Here is a 22,765-nt window from a genome sequence, read left to right on the forward strand (position 1 = left end):
CACAAAGTGGATATGAAAGATCAGCCCTCGCCCTTACGCGAAACCGACGACGATGCCCGAAAGCTCGCCCGCGTGCTTCTGCGCTCCGCCAGGCACGCGGCGATTGCCGTTCTCGCCCCCGAGACCGGCTTCCCCTTCGCCAGCCGCGTGCTCGTCGCCACCGATATCGACGGCATCCCCGTCATCCTGGTTTCGCAGCTGTCGGCTCATACCAAGGCGCTCGCCAGAGATCCGCGCGCCTCGCTCCTGACCGGCGAGCCCGGCAAGGGGGATCCCCTTGCCTATCCCCGCCTGACGACCCAATGCCTGGCAGAACCCATCGAGCACAGCAATCCATTCTACGCGCGGATACGCACGCGTTTTCTCGCTCGCCACCCCAAGGCGAAGCTTTATATCGACTTTCCTGATTTCCTATTCTTCCGTCTCAAGCCTGAGCAGGCCAGCCTCAATGGCGGTTTCGGCCGCGCCTACCAACTCGATGGGAACGATCTCGTAATCCAGTCGGCCGCGAATGAGGAGATTGCCGCCAGGGCAACAGAGACAGTGCGAGATTTAGTAGAACGCCACCCCGATGTGGAGGAAAGCCTTGCTACCAGGCTAAATGCGCCGGAATCGGGTTCTTGGCGCATTTGTGGTGTGGATTCCTCAGGTTTCGACATGATTTCCGGCGATTCTCTGCTGCGATACGAGTTCGAAACCCTCGCTGTGGATGCCGATCACATTTGTTCAAACATATCTAAAATAGCATACTCGATACCTTAAATTTAGGTATATACAATCTTCGAGCCCAGTTGCTAGTTTTTGATGTCAGTCAAAATCCCGGCTGGCGGCCTGCGCCAACACACTTGATGTACGTTTCGCATTAGGAAGATAACATATGGAAACCTCTGATTTGGCCGATCACACGAACGTGGCGGCAGCTTTATTGTCGGCCATGGCAAACCCGAAGAGATTGCTGATCCTGTGTAGCCTCGTGAAGGGCGAAGTGGCCGTCGGCGTGCTTGCGACGCAGGTCGGGCTCAGCCAGTCGGCTCTCTCTCAACACCTGTCGAAATTGCGCGCTCAAAAGCTGGTCAAGACCCGCCGGGACGCACAGACCATCTATTATTCGAGCACCTCCGAGCCGGTCATGAAGATCCTGGCAACGCTCGAAGACATCTACCTCGTGCAGAACCGGAACAGATCCGCCGCTTAATGATAGCGCTGACATGAATGTCGGCCGATGCCAGGCTGCAAGGGAATGTTCCCGGAGGCTTGGCAACGATATTTCAGCACGTGAACCTTATGGCACGACCGGCAAATTTGCGATTTGCCGGTCGTGTCTTTGCGCGCCCGGTCTTTTGCTCCTTTCGCCGGCGGGGAAAGAATTGCAGCCTGATCGAGCTGAAGCGCTCGCCCCGTGATCGACCGAGACACGTTGAACTTCCCGTTGGGAGCCGTTCTCGGGACTTTTCCCGTTGACGCCTTGGGAAGCCCTGATAATTTGACCGGGCAGTAAAAATATGGGCGTAAAGCCCCCGGGAAAGGGCCGTCAGCGGCCAGGAGAACAGCATGTCCAATCGCCTCAACGCACCGAACGATCTTCGCGCCTTCTGGATGCCGTTTACGGCAAATCGCCAGTTCAAGAAGGAGCCGCGTTTGTTCGTTGGCGCCAAGGACATGTACTATACGACCCATGACGGCCGTCAGGTGCTGGACGGCACCGCTGGCCTCTGGTGCGTCAATGCCGGCCACTGCCGCCCCAAGATCACCGAGGCGATCCGCGAGCAGGCCGGCGAGCTCGATTACGCGCCGGCCTTCCAGCTCGGCCATCCCAAGGCCTTCGAACTTGCAAACCGCCTGGTCGACATTGCCCCGGAAGGCCTGAACCACGTTCTCTATACCAACTCCGGTTCCGAATCCGTCGAGACCGCGCTCAAGGTGGCGCTCGCCTATCACCGGGTGAAGGGCAATGGATCACGGTTCCGCCTGATCGGCCGCGAGCGCGGCTATCACGGCGTCAATTTCGGCGGCATCTCCGTCGGCGGCATCGTCACCAACCGCAAGATGTTCGGCACGCTTCTGACTGGCGTCGATCACATGCCGCACACCCACCAGCCCGGCAAGAACAACTTCACCCGCGGCGAGCCCGAGCATGGCGGTGACATCGCCACCGAGCTGGAGCGTATCGTCACCCTGCATGACGCCTCTACCGTCGCCGCCGTCATCGTCGAGCCGGTGGCAGGCTCCACCGGCGTCTTGATCCCGCCCAAGGGCTACCTGCAGAAGCTGCGCGAGATCTGCACCAAACACGGCATCCTTCTAATCTTCGACGAGGTCATCACCGGCTTCGGCCGCCTCGGCGCCCCCTTCGCCGCCCAATATTACGACGTCAAGCCCGACATGATCACCGCCGCCAAGGGACTGACCAATGGTGTCATCCCGATGGGCGCCGTCTTCGTCACCTCCGAGATCCATGATGCTTTCATGAACGGCCCGGAGCACATGATCGAGTTCTTCCACGGCTACACCTACTCCGGCAACCCGATCGCTTCCGCCGCCGCACTCGCCACGCTCGACACCTATAAGGAAGAGGGGCTGCTGACACGCGCCGCCGAGCTTTCCGACTACTGGGCCGACGCGCTGCATTCACTGAAGGACTGCCCCAATGTCATCGACATCAGGAACACGGGCCTGATCGGCGCGATCGAACTCGACCCGATCGCCGGCGAGCCGACCAAGCGTGCCTTCACCGCTTTCCTGAAAGCCTATGAAAGCGGCCTGCTGATCCGTACCACCGGCGATATCATTGCACTCTCGCCGCCGCTGATCATCGAGAAGCACCACATCGACGAGCTCTTCGGCAAGCTGCGGACCATCCTGCAGAACAACATCTGAGAAGCTCTGAAATTTCCGGCAAAAGGGCATGCAGCACGTCAAAGCGTCATAGCGCCGCGCGTCTGAAAGGACGCGCGGCGCTATGACTCCACACAGGCCGGTTTGTTGCGAAGTTGGATAGACCTCAGGTCACGGCGGCGACGGAAAGGCAGAGGGCGAATTTCTTCAAGAGCCGGCGATCGAAGTGCCCTTCGTTACCAAGCATCCATTTCAATGCTTGGCTCGCGCTCCATGGCGCCCTGTACGGCCGCACCGAGGTGATGGCGTCGTAGACGTCGCAAATCGCAGCAATACGCGCATGGAGGCTGACCTGCGCCTCGGAAAGTTTGCGGGGATAGCCCTTGCCGTCGATACGCTCATGATGGTTGAGGCAGACGTCGAGAACGATCTCCGACATGCCTTCCTGGCGCGACAGGATGGCGTGTCCCTTTTCCGGATGGTCGCGGATCATCTTGATCTCGTCCTCGTCCAGGGGGCCCTCCTTGTTGAGTATCTCGAGCGGAATTTCGAGCTTGCCGACGTCGTGCAGCAATCCTGCTGTGCCGAGCATCTGAACAGTTGTCTCGTCAAGTCCGAGATGACGGCTGAAAAGGATCATCAGCGCGCTCACCGAAATCGAATGCAGGAACGTCGCCTCGTCCTTGGATTTCAGACGCGTAACGCTCAGAAAGACCGTGGGATTCTGATCGATAGACTTGGAGACTGAGGAAATCACCGGCGCCACCTGATCGACGCTGATCTCATCGCCATGCTGGAGTCGACCGAAAACGCTTTCCAGCACTTGCATGGATTTCTGGATGGTCTCGCGTGCCGCCTTGGTGTCGATCTCGATGTTGCCACCTGGCAGGCCGTCAATATCCAGGCCTCTGCTGGTGTTGATGATCACGCCTGTCATGCCGTTCTTGCGAAGCTTCTGGGCATCGATTTCACGGCGCAGAAGAAATCTGCGCTTGGACAGAAAGGGATCGTGCCATGCACCCTCGATGGCCTCGACAAACATTCCGGTGCGCACCTGCCTGGCTTCGACCCGCTTGAGCATCCAGCTCTCTATTCCTGAAATAACTCTCTGTTTATTGTCGACCGTTCTTTTGCATCGCAGCAATATATGCGCGAATAATGGTTCTACCCTAATTGGTAGAATCAAATGTTAATCTCGAAACAGAATTCGAATATTCAGAAAGACGAAGAGAGCCTCCGCGAAATTCGCCAGGTTTCATCGGCGCATCGCTGACGCGGGGTACCGGCACCCTCTAGAAATCGGCAGACGGCGTCAAAATCGACGATTTCGGACGATTTCGCACGGGATCGGCTCAATTCTCGTTTCATTTTGCTATCAACTTGCGAAATCTCACCAAAATTCCTAGAAATCTTGCCGTTGCACCCATTCGAGCCAAATATGGCCGGAGGGCGCATTGATCGCGCCGATATCGATCGTCCTTGGCACGGCCTTAGGGCCGTTGAACGATCCGGAAAAGCCGGCGCGACGCTTCATCGCGGGTCGAATGACCCCATCCAAGGAGACAGACAATGACCCTCAAGACTTTGACGGCGACCCTCGTCGCGTCACTCGCCTTTGCGCCGCTTGCCCACGCCGATATCACCATCGGCCTGATCGCGCCGCTGACCGGCCCCGTCGCTGCCTATGGCGACCAGGTGAAGAACGGCGCTCAGACAGCCGTCGACGAGATCAACAAGAAGGGCGGGATTCTCGGCGAGAAGGTCGTCCTCGAACTGGCCGACGATGCCGGCGAGCCGAAGCAGGGCGTTTCCGCTGCCAACAAGGTCGTCGGCGACGGCATCCGTTTCGTCGTCGGCCCAGTGACCTCAGGCGTCGCCATTCCCGTTTCGGACGTGCTTGCTGAAAACGGCGTGCTGATGGTCACCCCGACCGCGACCGCCCCTGACCTGACCAAGCGCGGTCTCACCAACGTGCTGCGCACCTGCGGACGCGACGACCAGCAGGCCGAAGTCGCCGCCAAATATGTGCTGAAGAATTTCAAGGACAAGCGCGTCGCCATCGTCAACGACAAGGGCGCCTATGGCAAGGGCCTCGCCGACGCCTTCAAGGCGACGCTGAACGCCGGAGGCATCACCGAAGTCGTCAATGACGCGATCACGCCTGGCGACAAGGATTTCAGCGCGCTCACCACCCGCATCAAGTCGGAAAAGGTCGACGTGGTCTATTTCGGCGGCTACCACCCGGAAGGCGGCCTGCTCGCCCGCCAGCTGCATGACCTCGCCGCCAACGCGACGATCATCGGCGGCGACGGACTCTCCAACACCGAATTCTGGGCAATCGGCACGGATGCGGCAGGAGGCACGATCTTCACCAACGCTTCGGACGCCACCAAGAGCCCGGATTCCAAAGCCGCAGCCGATGCGCTCGCCGCCAAGAACATCCCGGCCGAGGCCTTCACGCTCAACGCCTATGCCGCCGTCGAAGTGCTGAAAGCCGGCATCGAGAAGGCCGGCAGTGCCGAGGATGCCGAAGCCGTTGCGACCGCGCTGAAGGGCGGCGAAGAAATCCCGACCGCCATCGGCAAGGTCACCTACGGCGAGACCGGCGACCTGACCTCGCAGAGCTTCTCGCTCTACAAATGGGAAGCCGGCAAGATCGTCGCCGCCGAGTAAACCATCGCGGACCGTCGACCACCGGGCGCCCCTATGGCGCCCGGTTTCGTTTTGCGGCACTCGCTTGTGGCGGCAGATCGGTTATAAGTTTCGGAATCGGTTGTAATGTGAGCAATGCCATGACCACCAAGCTCGAACGTCTCATCGACCAGGGCGTCGGCCGCGTGCCGGCCGATATCGTGCTGAAGGGCGGCCGTTTCTTCGATCTCGTTACCGGCGAACTCGTCCTGTCGGACATTGCGATCGGCGCCGATCGCATCGTCGGCACCTCAGGCGATTATGATGGCGAGACCGAAATCGATATATCGGGCAGGATCGTCGTTCCCGGCTTCATCGACACGCATCTGCATATCGAATCTTCGCTCGTCACACCGCATGAATTCGATCGCTGCGTTCTGCCCTACGGCGTGACGACCGCGATCTGCGATCCGCACGAAATCGCCAATGTGCTCGGAACCGCCGGCATCGAATTCTTTCTGGAATCGGCGCTGGAGACGATCATGGACATCCGCGTCCAGCTCTCCTCCTGTGTTCCGGCGACGCATCTCGAAACCTCCGGCGCCGACCTGCCGATCGAGCGCCTCCTGCCCTACCGCCACCACCCGAAGGTCATCGGCCTTGCCGAATTCATGAATTTCCCCGGCGTGATCCACAAGGATCCCGTCTGCATGGCCAAGCTTGATGCCTTCCAGGGCGGCCATATCGACGGTCACGCGCCGCTACTGTCCGGCAACGACCTCAATGGCTACCTCTCGGCCGGCATCCGCACCGAACACGAATGCACGACTGCCGCCGAAGCGCTGGAAAAGATCCGCAAGGGCATGCATATCCTCGTGCGCGAGGGTTCGGTATCCAAGGATCTCGCGGCGCTGATGCCTATTATCACCGAGCGGCTGTCGCCCTATCTGGCGCTCTGCACGGACGATCGGAATCCGCTCGATATCGCCGAACAGGGCCATCTCGATCATATGATCCGCACGGCCATCGCAAGCGGCGTCGAGCCTCTGGCGATCTACCGCGCCGCCTCGATTTCGGCCGCCCGCGCCTTCGGCCTCAGGGACCGCGGCCTGGTCGCGCCGGGCTGGCGCGCCGATCTGGTGGTTCTCGACAGCCTGGAAAACTGCCGCGCCGACATGATCTTCTCCGCCGGCCGCCGCGTCACCGATGCGCTCTTTTCTTCGCGCAGACCGGTTGCCCCGATCGGCCTCGACAGCGTCAAGGCCCGACCCGTCAACGCCGCCCATTTCGGCGTCCCGGTCGCCGAGGGCGAGACGCCTGTCATCGGCGTCATGCCGGGCAAGATCATCACCGAGCATCGCCGCTACCGCCTGCCCGTCAGGGGCAACGAGACGACGGTCGATCTTGCCAACGATATCATCAAAGTCGCCGTCATCGAGCGCCACGGCAAGAACGGCAACCATGCCAACGGCTTCGTCCAGGGCTTCGGCCTGAAGAAGGGTGCGATCGCCTCGACCGTCGGCCATGACAGCCACAACATCTGCGTGGTCGGCGTCAGCGAGGACGACATGGCCTGCGCCGCAAACCGCCTTGGCGAGATCAAGGGCGGCTTCGTCGTCGTCGAAGACGGCAAGGTCACCGGCGAAATCGCCCTGCCCATCGCCGGACTTATGAGCCTCGAGCCCTATGAGACGGTTCGCGACATCCTGCACCATCTGCGCAAGGCCGCCTTCGCGCTCGGCGCCACGTTGGAAGAACCCTTCCTCCAGCTCGCTTTCCTGCCGCTGCCGGTCATCCCGCACCTGAAGATATCCGACCGCGGCATGGTGGATGTGGACAAGTTCGCGCTCATTGGGTGATGCGATTGAAACAGGGCTGGCTCCGTGGTGGACAACCTCTCGACGGTCGCCTTCAGAGACACAGCAGTCGAACATCAAACCCGCGCGCAAAACCCGTCGAGCGCCGCAAGCTTCACTGACCCCGCGCCCGCTACCGCCTCGAAGCCCGGCATATCAAGCGGTCCCCCGAGCACGATGCCATCAGGCAGGCGGAATTCCGCCGGTTTGCGCGTCAGGTTGAAAACGAAGAGCAGTTTTTCTCCGTCCTTTTCGCGAGTGAAGGCGAGTAGGTCCTGGTTGGTGCCGATGAAGGCCATGTCGCCGTCGACCAGCGCCGGATGGCTCTTCCGGAATGCAAGCGTCTTGCGGTAGTGATGCAGCACCGAACTGTCGCTCGCCTCCTGCGTATCGACGGAAAGTGCTGCCTGCTCGTAAGGCACCGGCAGCCAGCTCTTTTCCGCGGATGTGAAGCCCGCATGCGCCTTGCCGGCTTCCCAGGGCATCGGCGTGCGGCATCCGTCGCGGCCCTTGAAGGCCGGCCAGAAGCGGATGCCGTAGGGGTCGCGCAGATCCTCGAAGGCGAGCTCGGCCTCCGGCAGGCCGAGTTCCTCGCCCTGATAGAGGCAGATCGAGCCACGTAGCGCCGCAAGCACCGAGACCGCCAGCTTGGCGATGACAGGCCGTTCTTCCTCCGTCCGCGCGAAACGGCTGACATGGCGCATGACGTCATGGTTGGAAAAAGCCCAGCAGACCCAGCCGTCCGTGACTGCCTTTTGGAACGCCTCGACGCAGCCGCGAATATGCTCGGCGGTGAAATCCGGCCCGAGCAGATCGAATGTGTAGCACATGTGCAGCTTATCGCCGCCGCTCGTATAGGCGCCAACCGTCTTCAGCGAACGCGCGCCATCGCCGACTTCGCCGACAGTCGTGCGATCCTCGTACTGATCGAGCAGCGCCCGGAAGCGCTTGAGGAAATCGACATTTTCCGGCTGCGTCTTGTCGTGGAGGTGGTTCTGCATGCCGTAGGGATTGCTGTCGGGCGCATCAAGGCCTGCGTCATTCTCATCCGGCTCGTGCGGCGGATTGCTCCTGAGCAGCTTGTCGCAGAAATAATAGTTGACCGTATCCAGGCGGAAGCCGTCGACGCCGCGGTCGAGCCAGAACTTCACCGTCTCGAGGACCGCATCCTGGACGGCCTTGCTGTGGAAGTTGAGGTCCGGCTGCGAGGTCAGGAAATTGTGCTGGTAATATTGCCGGCGCACGCCATCCCATTCCCAGCCCGGCCCGCCGAAGATAGACAACCAGTTGTTCGGCGCCGTACCATCCGGCTTCGGATCGGCCCAGACATACCAATCCGCCTTGGGATTGGTCCGGCTCGACCGGCTCTCGACGAACCAGGGATGCCGGTCGGAGGTATGCGAGATCACCTGGTCGATAACAACCTTGATGCCGAGCCTGTGCGCTTCGGCCATCATCTCGTCGAAATCGGCGAGCGTGCCGAAGATTGGATCGACGTCGCAGTAATCGGAAACGTCGTAGCCCATGTCGGCCATCGGCGACTTGAAGAAGGGCGAGAGCCAGATCGCGTCGACTCCGAGGCTGGCTATATGCGGCAGCCGGCGGGTGATTCCCCTGAGATCGCCGAGACCGTCGCTGTTGGTGTCCTGAAACGAGCGCGGATAGACCTGATAGATCACCGCGCCGCGCCACCAGTCCGCACTCCCGCCTGCCTGCAATGCCATCGGCTACATCTCCTGCCTCGTTTGCGCTCGCCACACTAAAGCGGACAAAACAAAAGACAACCGGGTGAAGCTGTGATGAGAGCGTGGCGGACGTCACTGCGGGTCGTCGCGATCCGACAAGGGGGAGACGTATATAGGCTTGTCCACAACCCGTTTCCACACTCCGGATTTGGGGTTGCAACGCAAAGCCTTTGCGATAATGTGCGCGCTGACCTGCACGTAAGAGGTCAAACACCGGGAACAAATGTCTAATAAAGGCGAAAAGCCTAGAAAGGTGGACCCACCATGAACCATTTCGCGAAAAAATTTCTCGCCTCTGCAATGCTTGGCACATTGCTGGCGTTTTCGGCCCATGCGGCAACGCTCAACATTCACAATGGTGGCGACCCGCAGTCGCTCGATCCGCAGAAGCTTTCGGGAGACTGGGAAAACCGTATCGCCGGCGACATTTTCGAAGGCCTCGTTACCGAGGACGCCAAGGATAATCCGATCCCCGGCCAGGCCGAAAGCTGGACGATTTCGCCTGATGGCAAGGTTTACACCTTCAAGCTTCGCGACGGCATCAAGTGGTCAGATGGCCAGCCGGTAACGGCAGGAGACTTCGTCTTCGCCTTCCAGCGCCTCGTCGACCCGAAGAACGCCGCCGACTATGCCTATCTGCAGTTCACCATCAAGAACGCCGAAAAGATCAACAAGGGTGAGATCACCGATCTCAACCAGCTCGGCGTCAAGGCGATCGACGACAAGACGCTCGAAATCACCCTCGAAAATGCCACCCCCTATTTCATTAATGCCCTGATGCATTACACCGCCTACCCGCTGCCGAAGCATGTCGTCGAGGCGAAGGGCCAGGATTGGGTCAAGATCGGCAACATCGTCACCAACGGCCCCTACAAGCCCGTCGAATGGGTTCCGGGCTCGCATGTCACCACAGTCAAGAACGACCAGTGGTATGACACCAAGGACCTGAAGATCGACGGAGCGAAGTTCTTCGTGCTCGAAGACCAGGAAGCCGCGCTGAAACGCTACCGCGCCGGCGAATTCGATATCCTCACCGACTTCCCGACCGACCAATACGAGTGGATGAAGAAGAACCTGCCGGGCCAGGCGCATGTCGCCCCCTTCTCCGGCCTCTATTATTACGTCGTCAACTCACAGAAGCCGCCCTTCAGCGACAAGCGCGTCCGCCAGGCTCTCTCCATGGCGATCAACCGTGAGGTCATCGGCCCGCAAATCCTCGGCACCGGCGAGCTGCCGGCCTATTCCTGGGTTCCGCCGGGCACGGCGAATTACGGCGAGCCGGCCTATGTCAGCTGGAAGGACCTGCCCTATAGCGAGAAGGTCGCCGAAGCCAAGAAGCTTCTGACCGAAGCCGGTTTCGGGCCGGACAAGCCGTTGCACGCCGTGCTCAGCTACAACACCAACGACAACCACAAGCGTATCGCCGTCGCCATCGCATCCATGTGGAAGCCGCTCGGCGTCGATGTCGAGCTCGTCAATGCCGAAACCAAGGTGCATTACGACCAGATGCAGCGTGGCCAGGTCGAAATCGGCCGCGCCGGCTGGCTCGCCGACTATAACGATCCGGACAACTTCCTGAACCTCCTGGTGACAGGCGTCCAGATGAACTACGGCCGCTGGTCCAATCCCGAGTACGACAAGATGATCAAGGAAGGCAACGCCGAGACGGATCTCACCAAGCGTGCTGCGATCTTCAAGAAGGCCGAACAGCTGGCGCTGGATGAATCCGCCGCCCTGCCGATCTACTACTATGTCTCGAAGAACGTCGTTTCGCCAAAGATCGAAGGCTTCGTCGATAACATCCAGGACATCCACCGCACCCGCTGGCTGTCGATGAAAGAGTAAGGGAAAACGGTCCTTTCCGCGCGTTGCGGAAAGGACCGGCCCACGACCATGATCAAATACGCACTCCGTCGCCTTCTGTCGACGATCCCCGTCATGTGGATCGCCGTAACAGCCTCGTTTTTTGTTTTGCGCCTTGCCCCCGGCGGCCCTTTCGATGGCGAAAGGCCATTGCCGCCGGTGATCCTGAAGAACCTTGCGATCCACTACAATCTCGACAAGCCGCTCATCCAGCAGTACCTGATCTATGTCGGTGATCTGCTCCGGGGCGATCTTGGCCCCTCCTTCGCCAGCGAAGATTTCACCGTCGCCCAGCAGATCATGATCGGTCTGCCTTACACCTTCACCATCGGTACGGCTGCCTTCCTGATTGCCATCATCGTCGGTGTCGCCGTCGGCTGTCTTGGGGCGCTCTATCAGAACAAGGCACCGGATTATATTCTGGGCGCGCTCATCCTGATCGGCGTCGTGCTACCGAACTTCCTGATCGCGCCCATCCTGCAGCTCGTCTTCGGCATCCATCTCGCGTGGTTTCCAGTCGGCGGCTGGGGTGACGGCTCGATCAAATACCTCATCCTGCCGATCGTCGTTCTCGCCCTGCCGCATGCCGGCCGTATCTCGCGCATCACGCGCGGCTCGATGATCGAGGTGATGAACCAGAATTTTATCCGTACCGCCAAGGCAAAGGGCATCGGCCCTCGACTGACGGTCATGCGCCACGCACTGAAGCCCGCCTTGATGCCGGTCGTCTCCTATTTGGGTCCGGCAGCAAGCTATCTTCTCACCGGCTCGCTTGTTGTCGAGAGCATCTTCGGATTGCCCGGCATCGGCCGCTATTTCGTCAACGCAGCGCTGAACCGTGACTACGGCATGGTTCTCGGCACGGTCATCTTCTACATGGTGCTGATCGTGTTTCTGAACCTTCTCGTTGATATCGCCTATGCGTGGCTCGATCCGAAAGTGAGAAACAGATGATCCTCAACCCCGCAAAACGCGAGCTGCTCGCCCAGGAGCTGCTGGCGGCGGAAGGGCTGGCACCCGAAAGCCGCTCGCTCACTAAGGATGCGTTGCGCCGCCTCGGCCGCAACAAGGCAGCCGTCCTGTCGATCGTCGTCCTGACGCTGCTGATCCTCGTCGCCTTCATCGGCCCCTGGTTCATTCCCTTCAACTATGAAGATCCCGACTGGGCGGCCTTCCGGATCCCGCCCTCGTTCGAGACCGGTCATTATTTCGGCACCGACCCGAACGGCCGCGACCTTCTCGCCCGCGTCCTTTACGGCACCCGCGTCTCGCTGGCCGTGGCGCTGACGGCGACCGTCGTTTCCGTCTTCATCGGCGTGCTCTACGGTGCGGTATCGGGATATATCGGCGGCAGGCTGGATGCGATCATGATGCGCTTCGTCGATATCATGTATGCGCTTCCCTATATCCTCTTCGTCATCCTGCTGATGGTGATCTTCGGCCGCAACGTCTATCTGCTCTTTGCCGCCATCGGCGCGCTGGAATGGCTGACCATGGCCCGCATCGTTCGCGGCCAGACGCTATCGATCAAGCATCGCGAATTCATCGAGGCGGCCCGCGCATCCGGGCAGCGGCCGTTCAAGATCATCATCAAGCACATCATCCCGAATCTCGTCGGACCCGTGGTCATCTTCGCAGCATTGACGGTGCCTGAAATCATCGCCACCGAAAGCTTCCTTTCCTATCTCGGCTTCGGCGTGCAGGAACCGCTGACCTCGCTCGGCACGCTGATCGCCGAGGGGACCGATGCCATGGAAAGCATGCCTTGGCTGCTGGTCTTCCCGGCAAGCTTCCTCGTGGCCCTGCTGCTCAGCCTGCTGTTCATCGGCGACGGCCTGCGCGACGCGTTCGACCCGAAGGATCGTTAAATGACGGATACCCTCCTCGAACTCAAAGACTATTCGATCACCTTCAAAACGCCGGACGGTGAGGTGAAGGCAGTCTCGAACATGAACCTGACGGTCAAGCGCGGCGAGCGCATCGCCATCGTCGGCGAATCCGGTTCCGGCAAGAGCCAAACCTTCCTGGGCATCATGGGCCTGCTCGCCAAGAACGGCAAAACGACGGGACAGGCGTTGCTCGAAGGCAAGGACGTGCTGGCGCTGAAACCGCGCGAGCTCGACCAGATCCGCGGCAAGGACATGGCGATGGTCTTCCAGGACCCGATGACCGCCCTCAATCCATCGCTGAAGATCTCCCGGCAACTAACGGAGCAGCTCGAGGTTCACGGCGGGCTGACGGCGCGCGCCGCATCCGCCGCCGCACTCGACATGCTGAAACGCGTCGGCATCCCCGATCCGACACGACGCTTCCATCTCTACCCGCACGAGCTCTCCGGCGGCATGCGCCAGCGCATCGTAATCGCCATGGCGCTGCTCACCCGGCCGAAGCTTCTGATCGCCGACGAACCGACGACGGCGCTCGACGTCACCATCCAGGCGCAGATCCTCGATCTCTTCAACGACCTGACGGCGGAGATGAACACGGCGCTCGTCATGATCACCCACGATCTCGGCGTCGTTGCCGGACTCGCCGACCGCGTCGCCGTCATGTATGCCGGCCGCATCGTCGAGGAGGCTCCGGTCGACGAACTCTTCGACAATCCGGCCCATCCCTATACCGCAGCACTGCATGCCTCGATCCCGCGCCCGGACCAGGATGTCGACGACCTCGTCGTCATCCCCGGCCGTCCGCCAAACCTGCAGCACCTGCCGAAGGGCTGCAATTTCTCGCCGCGCTGCTCGCAGGTCCAGGACGATTGCATCGACCGCCCGCCGCCGCTCGAAACCCTGGCGCCGCACCATTGCGCCGCCTGCTACCACCCCTTCCCGCGTCGCGAGGAGCTGTTGAACCATGGCTGAACGATCGCTTCTGAGGGTCGAGAACCTGACGACCCAATTCGAACTGCCGGCAAAAGGCCTCTTCAAGCCGCCGATCTTTCTCACAGCCGTCAACAATGTCAGCTTCGACCTCAGCGAAGGCCGCACGCTTGGCATCGTCGGCGAATCCGGCTGTGGCAAGTCCACGCTCGGCCGCTCCATCCTGCGGCTGTTGAAATCGCAGAAGGGCCGCATCCTCTGGCAGGGCCGGAACCTGCTCGACCTGTCGGATGAGGAAATGCGCGCCGCGCGCCGCGACATGCAGATCATCTTTCAGGATCCGATCGCCTCGCTCGACCCGCGCATGACGGTCGGCGACATCATCGCCGAGCCGCTCACCGTCTTCGAGCCGAAACTCTCCAAAGCCGAGCGCACCGAACGTGTCCGCGAGATCATGACCGCCGTCGGCCTGGTGCCGGAGATGATCAACCGCTATCCGCACGAATTCTCCGGCGGCCAGGCGCAACGCATCGGTATCGCCCGCGCGGTCGTCACCAAACCGAAGCTCATCATCTGCGACGAGCCGGTTTCGGCCCTCGACGTCTCGATCCAGGGTCAGGTCATCACGCTCCTGCGCAAGCTGCGCAAGGAATTCGGCCTGACGCTGATCTTCATCAGCCACGACCTCTCCGTCGTCCGCCTGATCTCAGACGATGTGCTGGTGCTCTATCTCGGCAGGGTGGTGGAAGCCGGCGACTGCGCCACCGTCTTCGATCATCCGGCCCATCCCTATACGCAGGCGCTCTTCTCCGCCGCGCCCATCCCGGATCCGAAGCTTGCGCGCCTGCGAACCCGCATCCGCCTGCAGGGTGACCCGCCCTCACCGCTCAAGCCGCCGAAAGGCTGCGTCTTCTCACCGCGCTGCTGGAAGGCGACCGACATCTGTCGCACCGAAATGCCGCCGACCGAGGAGGTCCGCCCCGGGCAGAAGGCCGCTTGCTATCATATGGACAGGCCATGAACGGAAAGACGGCCGCCCAGGCGGCCCTCGCCTTGAATGTCCGACCGCCGTCCATCCCGGGACGAAGCGGACTATTTTTGGATCTAAAGTCCCCGATAAGAAAGATTTTATGAGCGAATGCTATCCCATTTCGGCCTAATCGCAAGCCAGGGGAACGCATACATGAAATCGAAAATATCAGCTTTGATCGCACTCGCCGCCACGATGATCGCCGCCTCCGCCGTTTCGTCGCATGCCGAAGATCTGAACTTCAAGCTCACCAACGGGACGAACTCCGTCCTGACACGTTTCTACAGCTCGCCGACCGGCGTCGGCGAATGGGAAGAAGACGTCTTCGGTGACGACGTTCTCAATCCGGGCGAAAGCATCGATATCACCATCGCTGATGGCCTCACCGTCTGCAAATACGACATGCGCTTCGAATTCGAAGAAGGCTCAAACCTCGCAACCACGGAAGATACGCAAGATCTTTGCGCGATGGGCAGCTACACCATCCACGAATAGGCGTCCTTCTGAAAGCCCGCCTTCGCCTCGCCCGCGAAGACGGGCTTCATCTCCCGTAATATCGACGCTTGTCACTCTGCCCGGCTCCGCGTATCAGCGAATGAAGACCTGCGGATAATCCGCCAATTCAAAGTGATAGAGTGTCCCTAGCGCGTCCTGTTGGATCCGCAGCACTCTAATGCCGGGAGGACAAGGTGAGCAGACGGTTTCTATCGATCGGTGAATGCATGGTGGAACTCTCGCAGGCAGGCGACGGCCTGCTGCGCAAAGGCTTTGCCGGCGATACCTTCAACACCGCCTGGTATGCCCGCGCCTGCCTTGCCGCCGACTGGTCGGTCGATTATTTCACCGCCCTCGGTGACGACGCCATGTCGGATGAGATGCTGGCCTTCATCGACACATCAGGCATCGGCACGAGCCTCATCCGCCGCATCAGGGGCAGGACGCCCGGCCTCTATATGATCAATCTGAAGGACGGCGAACGTTCCTTCAGCTACTGGCGTGACAGCTCGGCAGCCCGCAGCCTGGCGGCTGATCCGGACCGCCTGCGCGAGGCGGTGGAGAGCGCTGCCGTCATCTATTTCTCCGGCATCACCCTTGCCATCCTGCCACATGAGGATGCCGAGACTTTGCTTGCCGAAGTCCGTCGCGCCAAGGCCGCCGGCAAGCTCGTCGTCTTCGATCCGAACATCCGGCCGCGCCTCTGGTCGAGCTACGACGTGATGCACACGACAATCAGCGAAGGCGCCCGCTCATCCGTGCTCGTCATGCCGAGCTTCGACGACGAGGCGGCCCATTTCGGCGATGATTCCATTGAGGCGACGATCCACCGCTATCGCGCACTGGGCGCCGTCGATATCGTCGTCAAGAACGGCGCTGACGGTGTCACGCTGAATTTTGCCGGCGAGCAAACCTTCGTTCCGGCTGAAAAGGTGAAGAAGGTGGTCGACACCACCAGCGCCGGCGACAGCTTCAACGGCGCCTTTCTCGCACGATACCTCGAAGCAGGCGATGCGCCTGCCGCCGCCCGCTTCGCAGCAAAGGTCGCTGCCCGCGTCGTCAGCGAACATGGCGCATTGGTCGTAAGGGAAAAGCTCGGATTGGATGGCGGCTAGCCGCACATGCTGACGCAGTACGATCGCCATGCACAGGCGCTTCCCGCCTTGTCGGCATCGTTTGCTCCGCCGATCCCCTCAAATCGATTCCGATTTCAGGGTTATACGAAAGAAAAAATCAGGACTTCGTCGGCCGATCGGACTCGCGAACTGCCTCGTCATGGTACCAGCAACTGTCGAGCGCAGCATCGCAGACGTCTGCTGCCTCGCGCTCCATCAGCCTGGCGCGTTCGAACCGGTTGGCGTTTCGTATCGCCTTCACGGGAAACTGGTAGATCGTTGCGGATTCACGATGGAAACCGGTGGGCATGAGATCGCCTCCATTCAGTTCGGCGCATCAACATTTCAGGACCATCTACATAGCACAATGCACATAGTTTATGCAAATTGCACAAAATAAGGGCAATGTTACAATTGTGATCGGTCGGCATGCTGTCTCGGCTAAAAGCTTCCGATAATTTGTTTAACACTTCATCATTTCAGCCTAACGCCGCAATTTTCATCCAGTTCCAGATGGGAAAAGTGCGTTTTGATGGGCGATACCGCCTGTGAGCGTTAAAAACAGCCCGATTTTCCAAAAGAGAAAAAATCGGCCGGCACGCTGATTCGCGATTTTTCTTTTGCGTGGCGCCAAAACTGGCACGCTACGTGCTTTTAAAGCGTCATCCCTGGCGGTCGGATGCGCTTGCGCGCCGAGATCACCTCCGGATTTGCTCACCTTCGTAGCATTGAGAGAGTCACGATGACAAAATATAAGCTCGAGTATATTTGGCTCGATGGGTACACTCCGGTACCGAACCTGCGTGGTAAGACGCAGATCAAGGAATTCGACGCATTCCCGACGCTGGAACAGCTTCCGCTCTGGGGCTTTGACGGCTCCTCGACACAGCAGGCTGAAGGCCGCAGCTCCGATTGCGTGCTGAAGCCGGTCGCCATCTATCCCGACCCGGCCCGTACCAACGGCGCTCTCGTCATGTGCGAAGTCATGATGCCGGATGGCGTCACGCCGCATGCATCGAATGCCCGCGCCACCATCCTCGACGACGAAGACGCCTGGTTCGGCTTCGAGCAGGAATATTTCTTCTACCAGAACGGCCGCCCGCTCGGCTTCCCTGAGCAGGGCTACCCCGCTCCGCAGGGTCCGTACTACACCGGCGTCGGCTATTCGAACGTCGGCGACGTTGCCCGCGAAATCGTCGAAGAGCATCTCGACCTCTGCCTCGCTGCCGGCATCAATCACGAAGGCATCAATGCCGAAGTGGCCAAGGGCCAGTGGGAATTCCAGATTTTCGGCAAGGGCTCCAAGAAAGCCGCCGACCAGATCTGGATGGCACGCTACCTCTTGCAGCGCCTGACCGAAAAATACGGCATCGACATCGAGTATCACTGCAAGCCGCTCGGCGACACCGACTGGAACGGCTCGGGCATGCATTGCAACTTCTCGACCAAGTACATGCGCGAAATCGGCGGCAAGGCCTATTTCGAAGCGCTGATGGCGCAGTTCGAAAAGAACCTGATGGACCACATCAACGTCTACGGTCCTGACAACGACAAGCGCCTGACCGGCAAGCACGAAACGGCACCGTGGAACAAGTTCTCCTACGGCGTTGCCGACCGTGGTGCTTCGATCCGCGTTCCGCACTCCTTCGTCAAGAACGACTACAAGGGCTATCTGGAAGATCGCCGCCCGAACTCACAGGGCTGCCCCTACCAGATCGCTTCGCAGGTTCTGAAGACGATCTCGGAAGTTCCGACTGCAAGCTCGGCTTCCGCTGCCGCTTAACCTCCCAAACGGCGCCGGTCCTGGACCGGCGCCGTTATTCTTTGTGCATGAAAACCGCCGCCCGCCGCCGACATAATCGAGGCGATCAGGCCAGCGAAAGCCCCTGCAATCCTTGCAATATGGGCTGTAATATTTCCATCATGGTCATGCCTCAAAATAAGCAAGCGGGAATCGCCGTTCCGGAACCCCGCTGAGGGGTTGAGCGTTGCCAGATCACTGCGACGCGGATGGAAATCGTGACATGCTGCAACGTCCGGCAAACACTTATAGCGGCGAGAGCTGGGCCAATGCCGCAGCCGCCGGAAACCTGCCCGAAAGGCTGGTGATCGTTACCGATGCCTGGCACCCCCAGGTCAACGGCGTCGTGCGCTCGATCGAGAACACCAATCGCGAACTGGCGAAGATGGGCGTCGAGGTTTCGATGGTGACGCCGGAGCGCTTCAACAGCATCCCCTGCCCGACCTATCCTGAGATCCGCCTATCGATCGCCAATTACCGCCGCATCGCCCGCGAGATCGAAAAGCACAATCCCTCCTACGTGCATATTGCCACCGAAGGTCCGCTGGGGCTGACCGCCCGCCGCTGGTGCCTGAAGAACCGCATGCCGTTTTCGACGAGCTACCACACCCGCTTTCCGGAATACGTCTCCGCGCGCCTGCCCATACCGAAGAGCTGGCTCTATTCCTTTGTCCGCTGGTTCCACAATGGCGGCGCAGGCTGCATGGTGGCGACACCGAGCCTTGCCCGCGAACTTTCGGAAAAGGGCATCCGCAACCTCATGCCCTGGAGCCGCGGCATCGACGCCACGCAGTTCCGTCCGATGGCGCTCGAGGAAAACCCGTTCGGCCTGCCGCGTCCGATCTTCATGACCGTCGGCCGCGTGGCGCTGGAAAAGAACCTGCCGGCCTTCCTCGATCTCGACCTGCCGGGTTCCAAGGTCGTCGTCGGTGACGGTCCGGCCCGCGCCGAGCTCGAAAAGCAATATCCCGACGTCTTCTTCGCCGGCGTGCAGTTCGGCGAGGATCTGGCGAAAGCCTATGCCCAGGCCGACGTCTTCGTCTTTCCCTCGCTCACCGACACCTTCGGCAACACCATCCTCGAAGCACTGGCATCGGGCGTGCCGGTCGCAGCCTACCCGGTCACCGGCCCGCTCGACATCATCGGCGAGGACAGTGACGTCGGGGCGCTCGACGCCAACCTGCAAGCCGCCTGCCTTGCCGCCCTCTCCGCCTCGCGCAGCAAGGCGCGTGAACTCGCCATGCAATATTCCTGGGAAGCGGCGACACTGCAGTTCATCAACAATATCCGCGCCGCCAACGGCGTCATCACGCCGAAATGGAGGAAGGCCTGGCAGTTTGCCAAATCGCTTCCAAGAAGCAGAAAGCCCGGCGAAACCGCCGGGCCCCTCCCGTCCGCAGACTGATTGGTTTTACTTGTGAAGCGCGCTGCGAAGCGTGTCGTTCGCGACCGCAATCGCGCTGCGTGCGGCAGGCGTTTCGGCAATGGCGTTTAGCATCACGAAGTCATGGATCGTGCCGTTGTATCGCATCGACGTGACCTTCACGCCGGCCTGGCTGAGCTTGCGGGCATAGGCCTCGCCCTCGTCACGCAGCACGTCGTTCTCGTCAACGATGACGAGCGCTGGCGGCAGGCCGTTCAACTGCTCCAGCGATGCCTGCAGTGGCGAAGCCGTCGGCTCCTTGCGCTTGGCTTCGTCGGGCAGATAGGCGTTCCAGAACCACTTCATCGCCTCCTTGGTCAGCCACGGGCCATCGGCGAACTGGTTGTAGGAACCATTGTCGAAATTGGCGTCGGTGACGGGGTAGAACAGCACCTGCTGATCGATGGCAGGACCGCCGCGTTCCTTGGCAAGCAGCGTCACCACCGCCGCCATGTTGCCGCCGACGCTATCGCCTGCGACCGCGAGCCTGGAGGCGTCGACCTTGAACTCCTTGGCATGCTCGGCGACATATTTGGTCGCAGCATAAGCCTGCTCGATGGCAACGGGATAGCGGGCTTCCGGCGAGCGCTCGTAGTCGACGAAGACGACAGCGGCATCGGCGCCGTTGGCGATCTCGCGCACCAGCCGGTCATGCGTATCCGCATCGCCCAGCACCCAGCCGCCGCCATGGAAATAGAGAATGACCGGCAGTGTGCCCTTGGCATGTTCCGGGCGGACGATGCGCAGCTTGATGCTGCCTGTCGGACCAGCCTTGATGACCCGGTCCTCTTCCTTGGCGGCAAGCTTCTTCACATCGCCCTTCTGCGCGCCGGCCAGGACATTGCGGGCATCGGCCGGCGACAGCGTGTAGATCGGCTTGCCGCCGGCAAGCCCGTCGATGAATTTCTGCGTTGTCGGTTCGAGTACCGGATCGGCAAGCGCGCCAACGGCGGAGGCTGCGAGCAGTGCTGCTGCGGAAACTACGGTCTTGATGGTCGACATTGTCTTGTCCTCTCGGGTTCGATGTTCGTTGTGAACACTGACTTTATATCGCGCACGATTGTTTATCGCACAATTTATATTTCTGCATAGCTACCATGCATAAAAAGCGGCTACGATTATTTATCGCACGATGTAAATTTGTTTGATTTTGGAGATTTCCCATGCTGGATCAGTTGAAGCTCGACAATTTCATCTGCTTTGCCGTCTATACGGCAAGCCACGCACTGAACCGCGTCTACAAGCCGCTGCTCGACACGCTCGGCCTCACCTATCCGCAATATCTGGCGATGGTTTCGCTCTGGGAACAGGACGGCCAGACCGTCGGCGGCTTGGGTGAAAAGCTCTTCCTGGAATCGAGCACGCTGACCCCGCTGCTCAAACGCCTTGAAACCGCAGGTTATGTCAGACGCGAACGCAGCAAAGACGACGAACGCGTCGTGATGCTTCGATTGACGGACGAAGGCAAGCGCCTCAAGGAAAAGGCGATCGGCATCCCCGGCTGCATCGCCGCTGCCAGCGGTCGCGATACAGTCGACCTCGCTCGCCTCCAGGCCGAGATCGTGGCGCTGCGTGAAGCGCTGAACAAAAGCGTGGCTGAGATTGCCGGATAGCTATCACAGTGCCTGTGCCCCCCCTTCTGCCCTGCCGGGCAAGGCAGAGGGGATGGCTCCACGACGCGTGCGCAATGCCCCACCAATCAGTGCAAGCTCCCCGCCTACGTCCGCCTCTTCTTGCCTTCGAACGGATTATCAGGCGAGCGGAAATGGATGCGGATCGGCACGCTCGGCATGTCGAAATCGGCGCGCAACCCGTTGATCAGATAGCGTGTATAGGATTCCGGTAGCGCATCCGAGCGGGTACAGGAGATCATGAAGGCCGGCGGGCGGGCCTTGACCTGCGTCATATATTTCAGCTTGATGCGGCGGCCGGAAACGGCCGGAGGCGGATGCTGAATCTGCTGCGTCTCCAGCCAGCGGTTGAGCCGCGCCGTCGAGATGCGTTTGTTCCAGACCCTGTCCGTGTCGATGATCGACTGCATCAGCTTGTCCAGTCCCCAGCCGGTCTGGCCAGAGATCGGCACGGCGCGGATGCCGCGCGCCTGCGGCAGCAGGCGGTCGGTCTTTTCGCGCAGATCCGCAAGCACCGCCTGCCGGTCTTCGATCATGTCCCACTTGTTGAAGGCGAGCACGGCGGCACGGCCCTCGCGCAGCACGAGGTCGACGATCTGCAGGTCCTGCTTTTCGAAGGGGATCGTCGCATCGAAGACGATGACGACGGTTTCGGCGAAGCGGATTGCGCGCAGCGCATCGGCAACCGAAAGCTTCTCCAGCTTCTCGATAACCCGCGCCTTGCGGCGCATGCCTGCCGTATCGAACATCTTGATGGTGCGACCGCGCCAGTCCCATTCGACCGAGATGGAGTCGCGGGTGATGCCTGCCTCCGGCCCGGTCAAAAGCCGGTCCTCGCCGAGGAAACGGTTGATCAGCGTCGATTTTCCTGCATTCGGCCGGCCGACGATCGCCACCCTGAGCGGCTTCGTCTCGTCATAGGCCGGCTCTTCGTCCGCGTCGCTGTCCTCGCCTTCCGTCTGTGGAATGTCGACATCCGTAACGGCGACATCCTCCTTGGCGGGATAGGCCCGGTCCTCGCCGATTGCCGCAACGATCGCATCGCGCAAGTCGAGCATGCCCTGCCCATGTTCGGCCGAAATCGGCGTCGGCTCACCGAGCCCGAGCGTGTAGGCGTCATAAAAGCCGCTGTCGGAGCCCCGCGCTTCGGATTTGTTGGCGACAAGCACCACCGGCTTGCCGCGCCGGCGCAACATTTCGGCAAGGTCGGTATCGACGGGCGTCAATCCGCTCTTGGCGTCGACGACGAAAAGCGAAAGATCCGCCTCGTCGATCGCCGCTTCCGTCTGCGCCCGCATCCGGCCCTGCAGGCTCTCCGCGTCGGCCTCTTCCAGACCAGCCGTATCGATGATCGTGAAGGTCAGGCCCATCAGCCGCGCATCGCCCGGCCGGCGGTCGCGGGTAACACCCGGCGTGTCGTCGACAAGCGCCAGCTTCTTACCTACCAGCCGGTTGAAAAGTGTCGACTTGCCGACATTCGGACGACCGACGATGGCGACCGTGAAACTCATATCTTGTCCT

At 60.6% G+C, this 22,765-nt stretch carries 20 protein-coding genes; 15 read left to right on the top strand and 5 right to left on the bottom strand.

Going from position 1 to position 22,765, the window contains the following annotated elements; translation table 11 throughout:
• The first annotated feature begins 12 nt into the window (after positions 1–12).
• The 3 genes from ACD590_RS15995 (at position 13) to ACD590_RS16005 (ending at position 2,877) form a co-directional block, all read left to right on the top strand.
• Positions 13–762 carry a HugZ family protein gene (locus ACD590_RS15995; protein WP_439003037.1) on the top strand — a complete coding sequence of 250 codons (750 nt, stop codon included), beginning with the start codon at positions 13–15 and terminating at the stop codon, positions 760–762.
• Between the two features lie 115 nt (positions 763–877).
• A complete protein-coding gene (locus ACD590_RS16000) occupies positions 878–1,195 on the top strand; it encodes an ArsR/SmtB family transcription factor (protein WP_003561417.1) in 318 nt (105 codons plus the stop codon).
• Between the two features lie 356 nt (positions 1,196–1,551).
• Complete coding sequence (locus tag ACD590_RS16005; RefSeq protein ID WP_018243099.1) at positions 1,552–2,877, top strand: aspartate aminotransferase family protein; 1,326 nt, start codon at positions 1,552–1,554, stop codon at positions 2,875–2,877.
• Positions 2,878–3,001: 124 nt separating this feature from the next.
• Here ACD590_RS16005 and ACD590_RS16010 read toward each other — a convergent pair whose 3' ends face one another.
• Entirely contained in the window at positions 3,002–3,916 is a 915-nt protein-coding gene (locus ACD590_RS16010; protein ID WP_439003038.1) for an HD-GYP domain-containing protein, read from the bottom strand.
• Positions 3,917–4,404: 488 nt separating this feature from the next.
• Here ACD590_RS16010 and ACD590_RS16015 point away from each other — a divergent pair, with 488 nt between their 5' ends.
• Positions 4,405–5,508, top strand: coding sequence for a branched-chain amino acid ABC transporter substrate-binding protein (locus ACD590_RS16015; RefSeq protein WP_439003039.1), 1,104 nt, complete (start codon positions 4,405–4,407; stop codon positions 5,506–5,508).
• Positions 5,509–5,627: 119 nt separating this feature from the next.
• The gene (gene ade / locus ACD590_RS16020) at positions 5,628–7,325 is read left to right on the top strand and encodes an adenine deaminase (RefSeq protein ID WP_112904434.1); all 1,698 of its coding nucleotides are present in this window, start codon (positions 5,628–5,630) and stop codon (positions 7,323–7,325) included.
• Between the two features lie 74 nt (positions 7,326–7,399).
• Here the strand turns inward: ade and bglA are convergent, their stop codons facing one another.
• Positions 7,400–9,046 (bottom strand): beta-galactosidase BglA, encoded by a 1,647-nt coding sequence (gene bglA, locus ACD590_RS16025; RefSeq protein ID WP_439003040.1) that lies wholly within the window; start codon positions 9,044–9,046, stop codon positions 7,400–7,402.
• 285 nt (positions 9,047–9,331) lie between these two features.
• On the opposite strand from bglA, the gene ACD590_RS16030 reads away from it, so the two are divergent.
• The 7 genes from ACD590_RS16030 (at position 9,332) to ACD590_RS16060 (ending at position 16,389) form a co-directional block, all read left to right on the top strand.
• Complete coding sequence (locus tag ACD590_RS16030; RefSeq protein ID WP_112904438.1) at positions 9,332–10,912, top strand: peptide ABC transporter substrate-binding protein; 1,581 nt, start codon at positions 9,332–9,334, stop codon at positions 10,910–10,912.
• A 48-nt stretch (positions 10,913–10,960) separates the two neighbouring features.
• Positions 10,961–11,884: an ABC transporter permease subunit gene (locus tag ACD590_RS16035; RefSeq protein WP_017965401.1), complete on the top strand. Its 924-nt coding sequence runs from the start codon at positions 10,961–10,963 to the stop codon at positions 11,882–11,884.
• Complete coding sequence (locus ACD590_RS16040; RefSeq protein ID WP_018243106.1) at positions 11,881–12,798, top strand: ABC transporter permease; 918 nt, start codon at positions 11,881–11,883, stop codon at positions 12,796–12,798. The genes ACD590_RS16035 and ACD590_RS16040 overlap by 4 nt, the downstream gene beginning before the upstream one ends.
• Positions 12,799–13,791 carry an ABC transporter ATP-binding protein gene (locus tag ACD590_RS16045; RefSeq protein WP_018243107.1) on the top strand — a complete coding sequence of 331 codons (993 nt, stop codon included), beginning with the start codon at positions 12,799–12,801 and terminating at the stop codon, positions 13,789–13,791.
• A complete protein-coding gene (locus ACD590_RS16050; RefSeq protein ID WP_439003041.1) occupies positions 13,784–14,770 on the top strand; it encodes an ABC transporter ATP-binding protein in 987 nt (328 codons plus the stop codon). Before ACD590_RS16045 ends, ACD590_RS16050 begins: the two co-directional genes overlap by 8 nt.
• 162 nt (positions 14,771–14,932) lie before the next feature.
• On the top strand, positions 14,933–15,274 hold the full coding sequence (locus ACD590_RS16055) for a hypothetical protein (RefSeq protein WP_439003042.1): 342 nt from the start codon (positions 14,933–14,935) through the stop codon (positions 15,272–15,274).
• A gap of 194 nt (positions 15,275–15,468) precedes the next feature.
• A complete protein-coding gene (locus tag ACD590_RS16060; RefSeq protein ID WP_130717443.1) occupies positions 15,469–16,389 on the top strand; it encodes a sugar kinase in 921 nt (306 codons plus the stop codon).
• Between the two features lie 118 nt (positions 16,390–16,507).
• Here ACD590_RS16060 and gstI read toward each other — a convergent pair whose 3' ends face one another.
• Positions 16,508–16,699 carry a glutamine synthetase translation inhibitor GstI gene (gstI, locus tag ACD590_RS16065; protein WP_018243111.1) on the bottom strand — a complete coding sequence of 64 codons (192 nt, stop codon included), beginning with the start codon at positions 16,697–16,699 and terminating at the stop codon, positions 16,508–16,510.
• A gap of 432 nt (positions 16,700–17,131) precedes the next feature.
• On the opposite strand from gstI, the gene ACD590_RS16070 reads away from it, so the two are divergent.
• Both ACD590_RS16070 and ACD590_RS16075 read left to right on the top strand, forming a co-directional pair.
• On the top strand, positions 17,132–18,172 hold the full coding sequence (locus ACD590_RS16070; protein WP_018243112.1) for a glutamine synthetase beta-grasp domain-containing protein: 1,041 nt from the start codon (positions 17,132–17,134) through the stop codon (positions 18,170–18,172).
• A gap of 241 nt (positions 18,173–18,413) precedes the next feature.
• Complete coding sequence (locus ACD590_RS16075; RefSeq protein WP_028732947.1) at positions 18,414–19,595, top strand: glycosyltransferase family 4 protein; 1,182 nt, start codon at positions 18,414–18,416, stop codon at positions 19,593–19,595.
• Between the two features lie 6 nt (positions 19,596–19,601).
• Here the strand turns inward: ACD590_RS16075 and ACD590_RS16080 are convergent, their stop codons facing one another.
• Positions 19,602–20,615, bottom strand: a complete 1,014-nt coding sequence (locus ACD590_RS16080) for an alpha/beta hydrolase (protein ID WP_327209297.1) — start codon at positions 20,613–20,615, stop codon at positions 19,602–19,604.
• 161 nt (positions 20,616–20,776) lie between these two features.
• Here ACD590_RS16080 and ACD590_RS16085 point away from each other — a divergent pair, with 161 nt between their 5' ends.
• Entirely contained in the window at positions 20,777–21,226 is a 450-nt protein-coding gene (locus tag ACD590_RS16085) for a MarR family winged helix-turn-helix transcriptional regulator (RefSeq protein WP_439003043.1), read from the top strand.
• A 104-nt stretch (positions 21,227–21,330) separates the two neighbouring features.
• On the opposite strand, the gene der is transcribed toward ACD590_RS16085, so the two are convergent.
• On the bottom strand, positions 21,331–22,755 hold the full coding sequence (gene der, locus ACD590_RS16090) for a ribosome biogenesis GTPase Der (protein ID WP_018243116.1): 1,425 nt from the start codon (positions 22,753–22,755) through the stop codon (positions 21,331–21,333).
• Positions 22,756–22,765 lie beyond the last annotated feature (10 nt).

Origin of the sequence: Rhizobium sp. 862_C5_N1_2 (assembly GCF_051811205.1) — a bacterium.
GTDB classification, from domain to species: Bacteria; Pseudomonadota; Alphaproteobacteria; order Rhizobiales; family Rhizobiaceae; genus Rhizobium; species Rhizobium leguminosarum.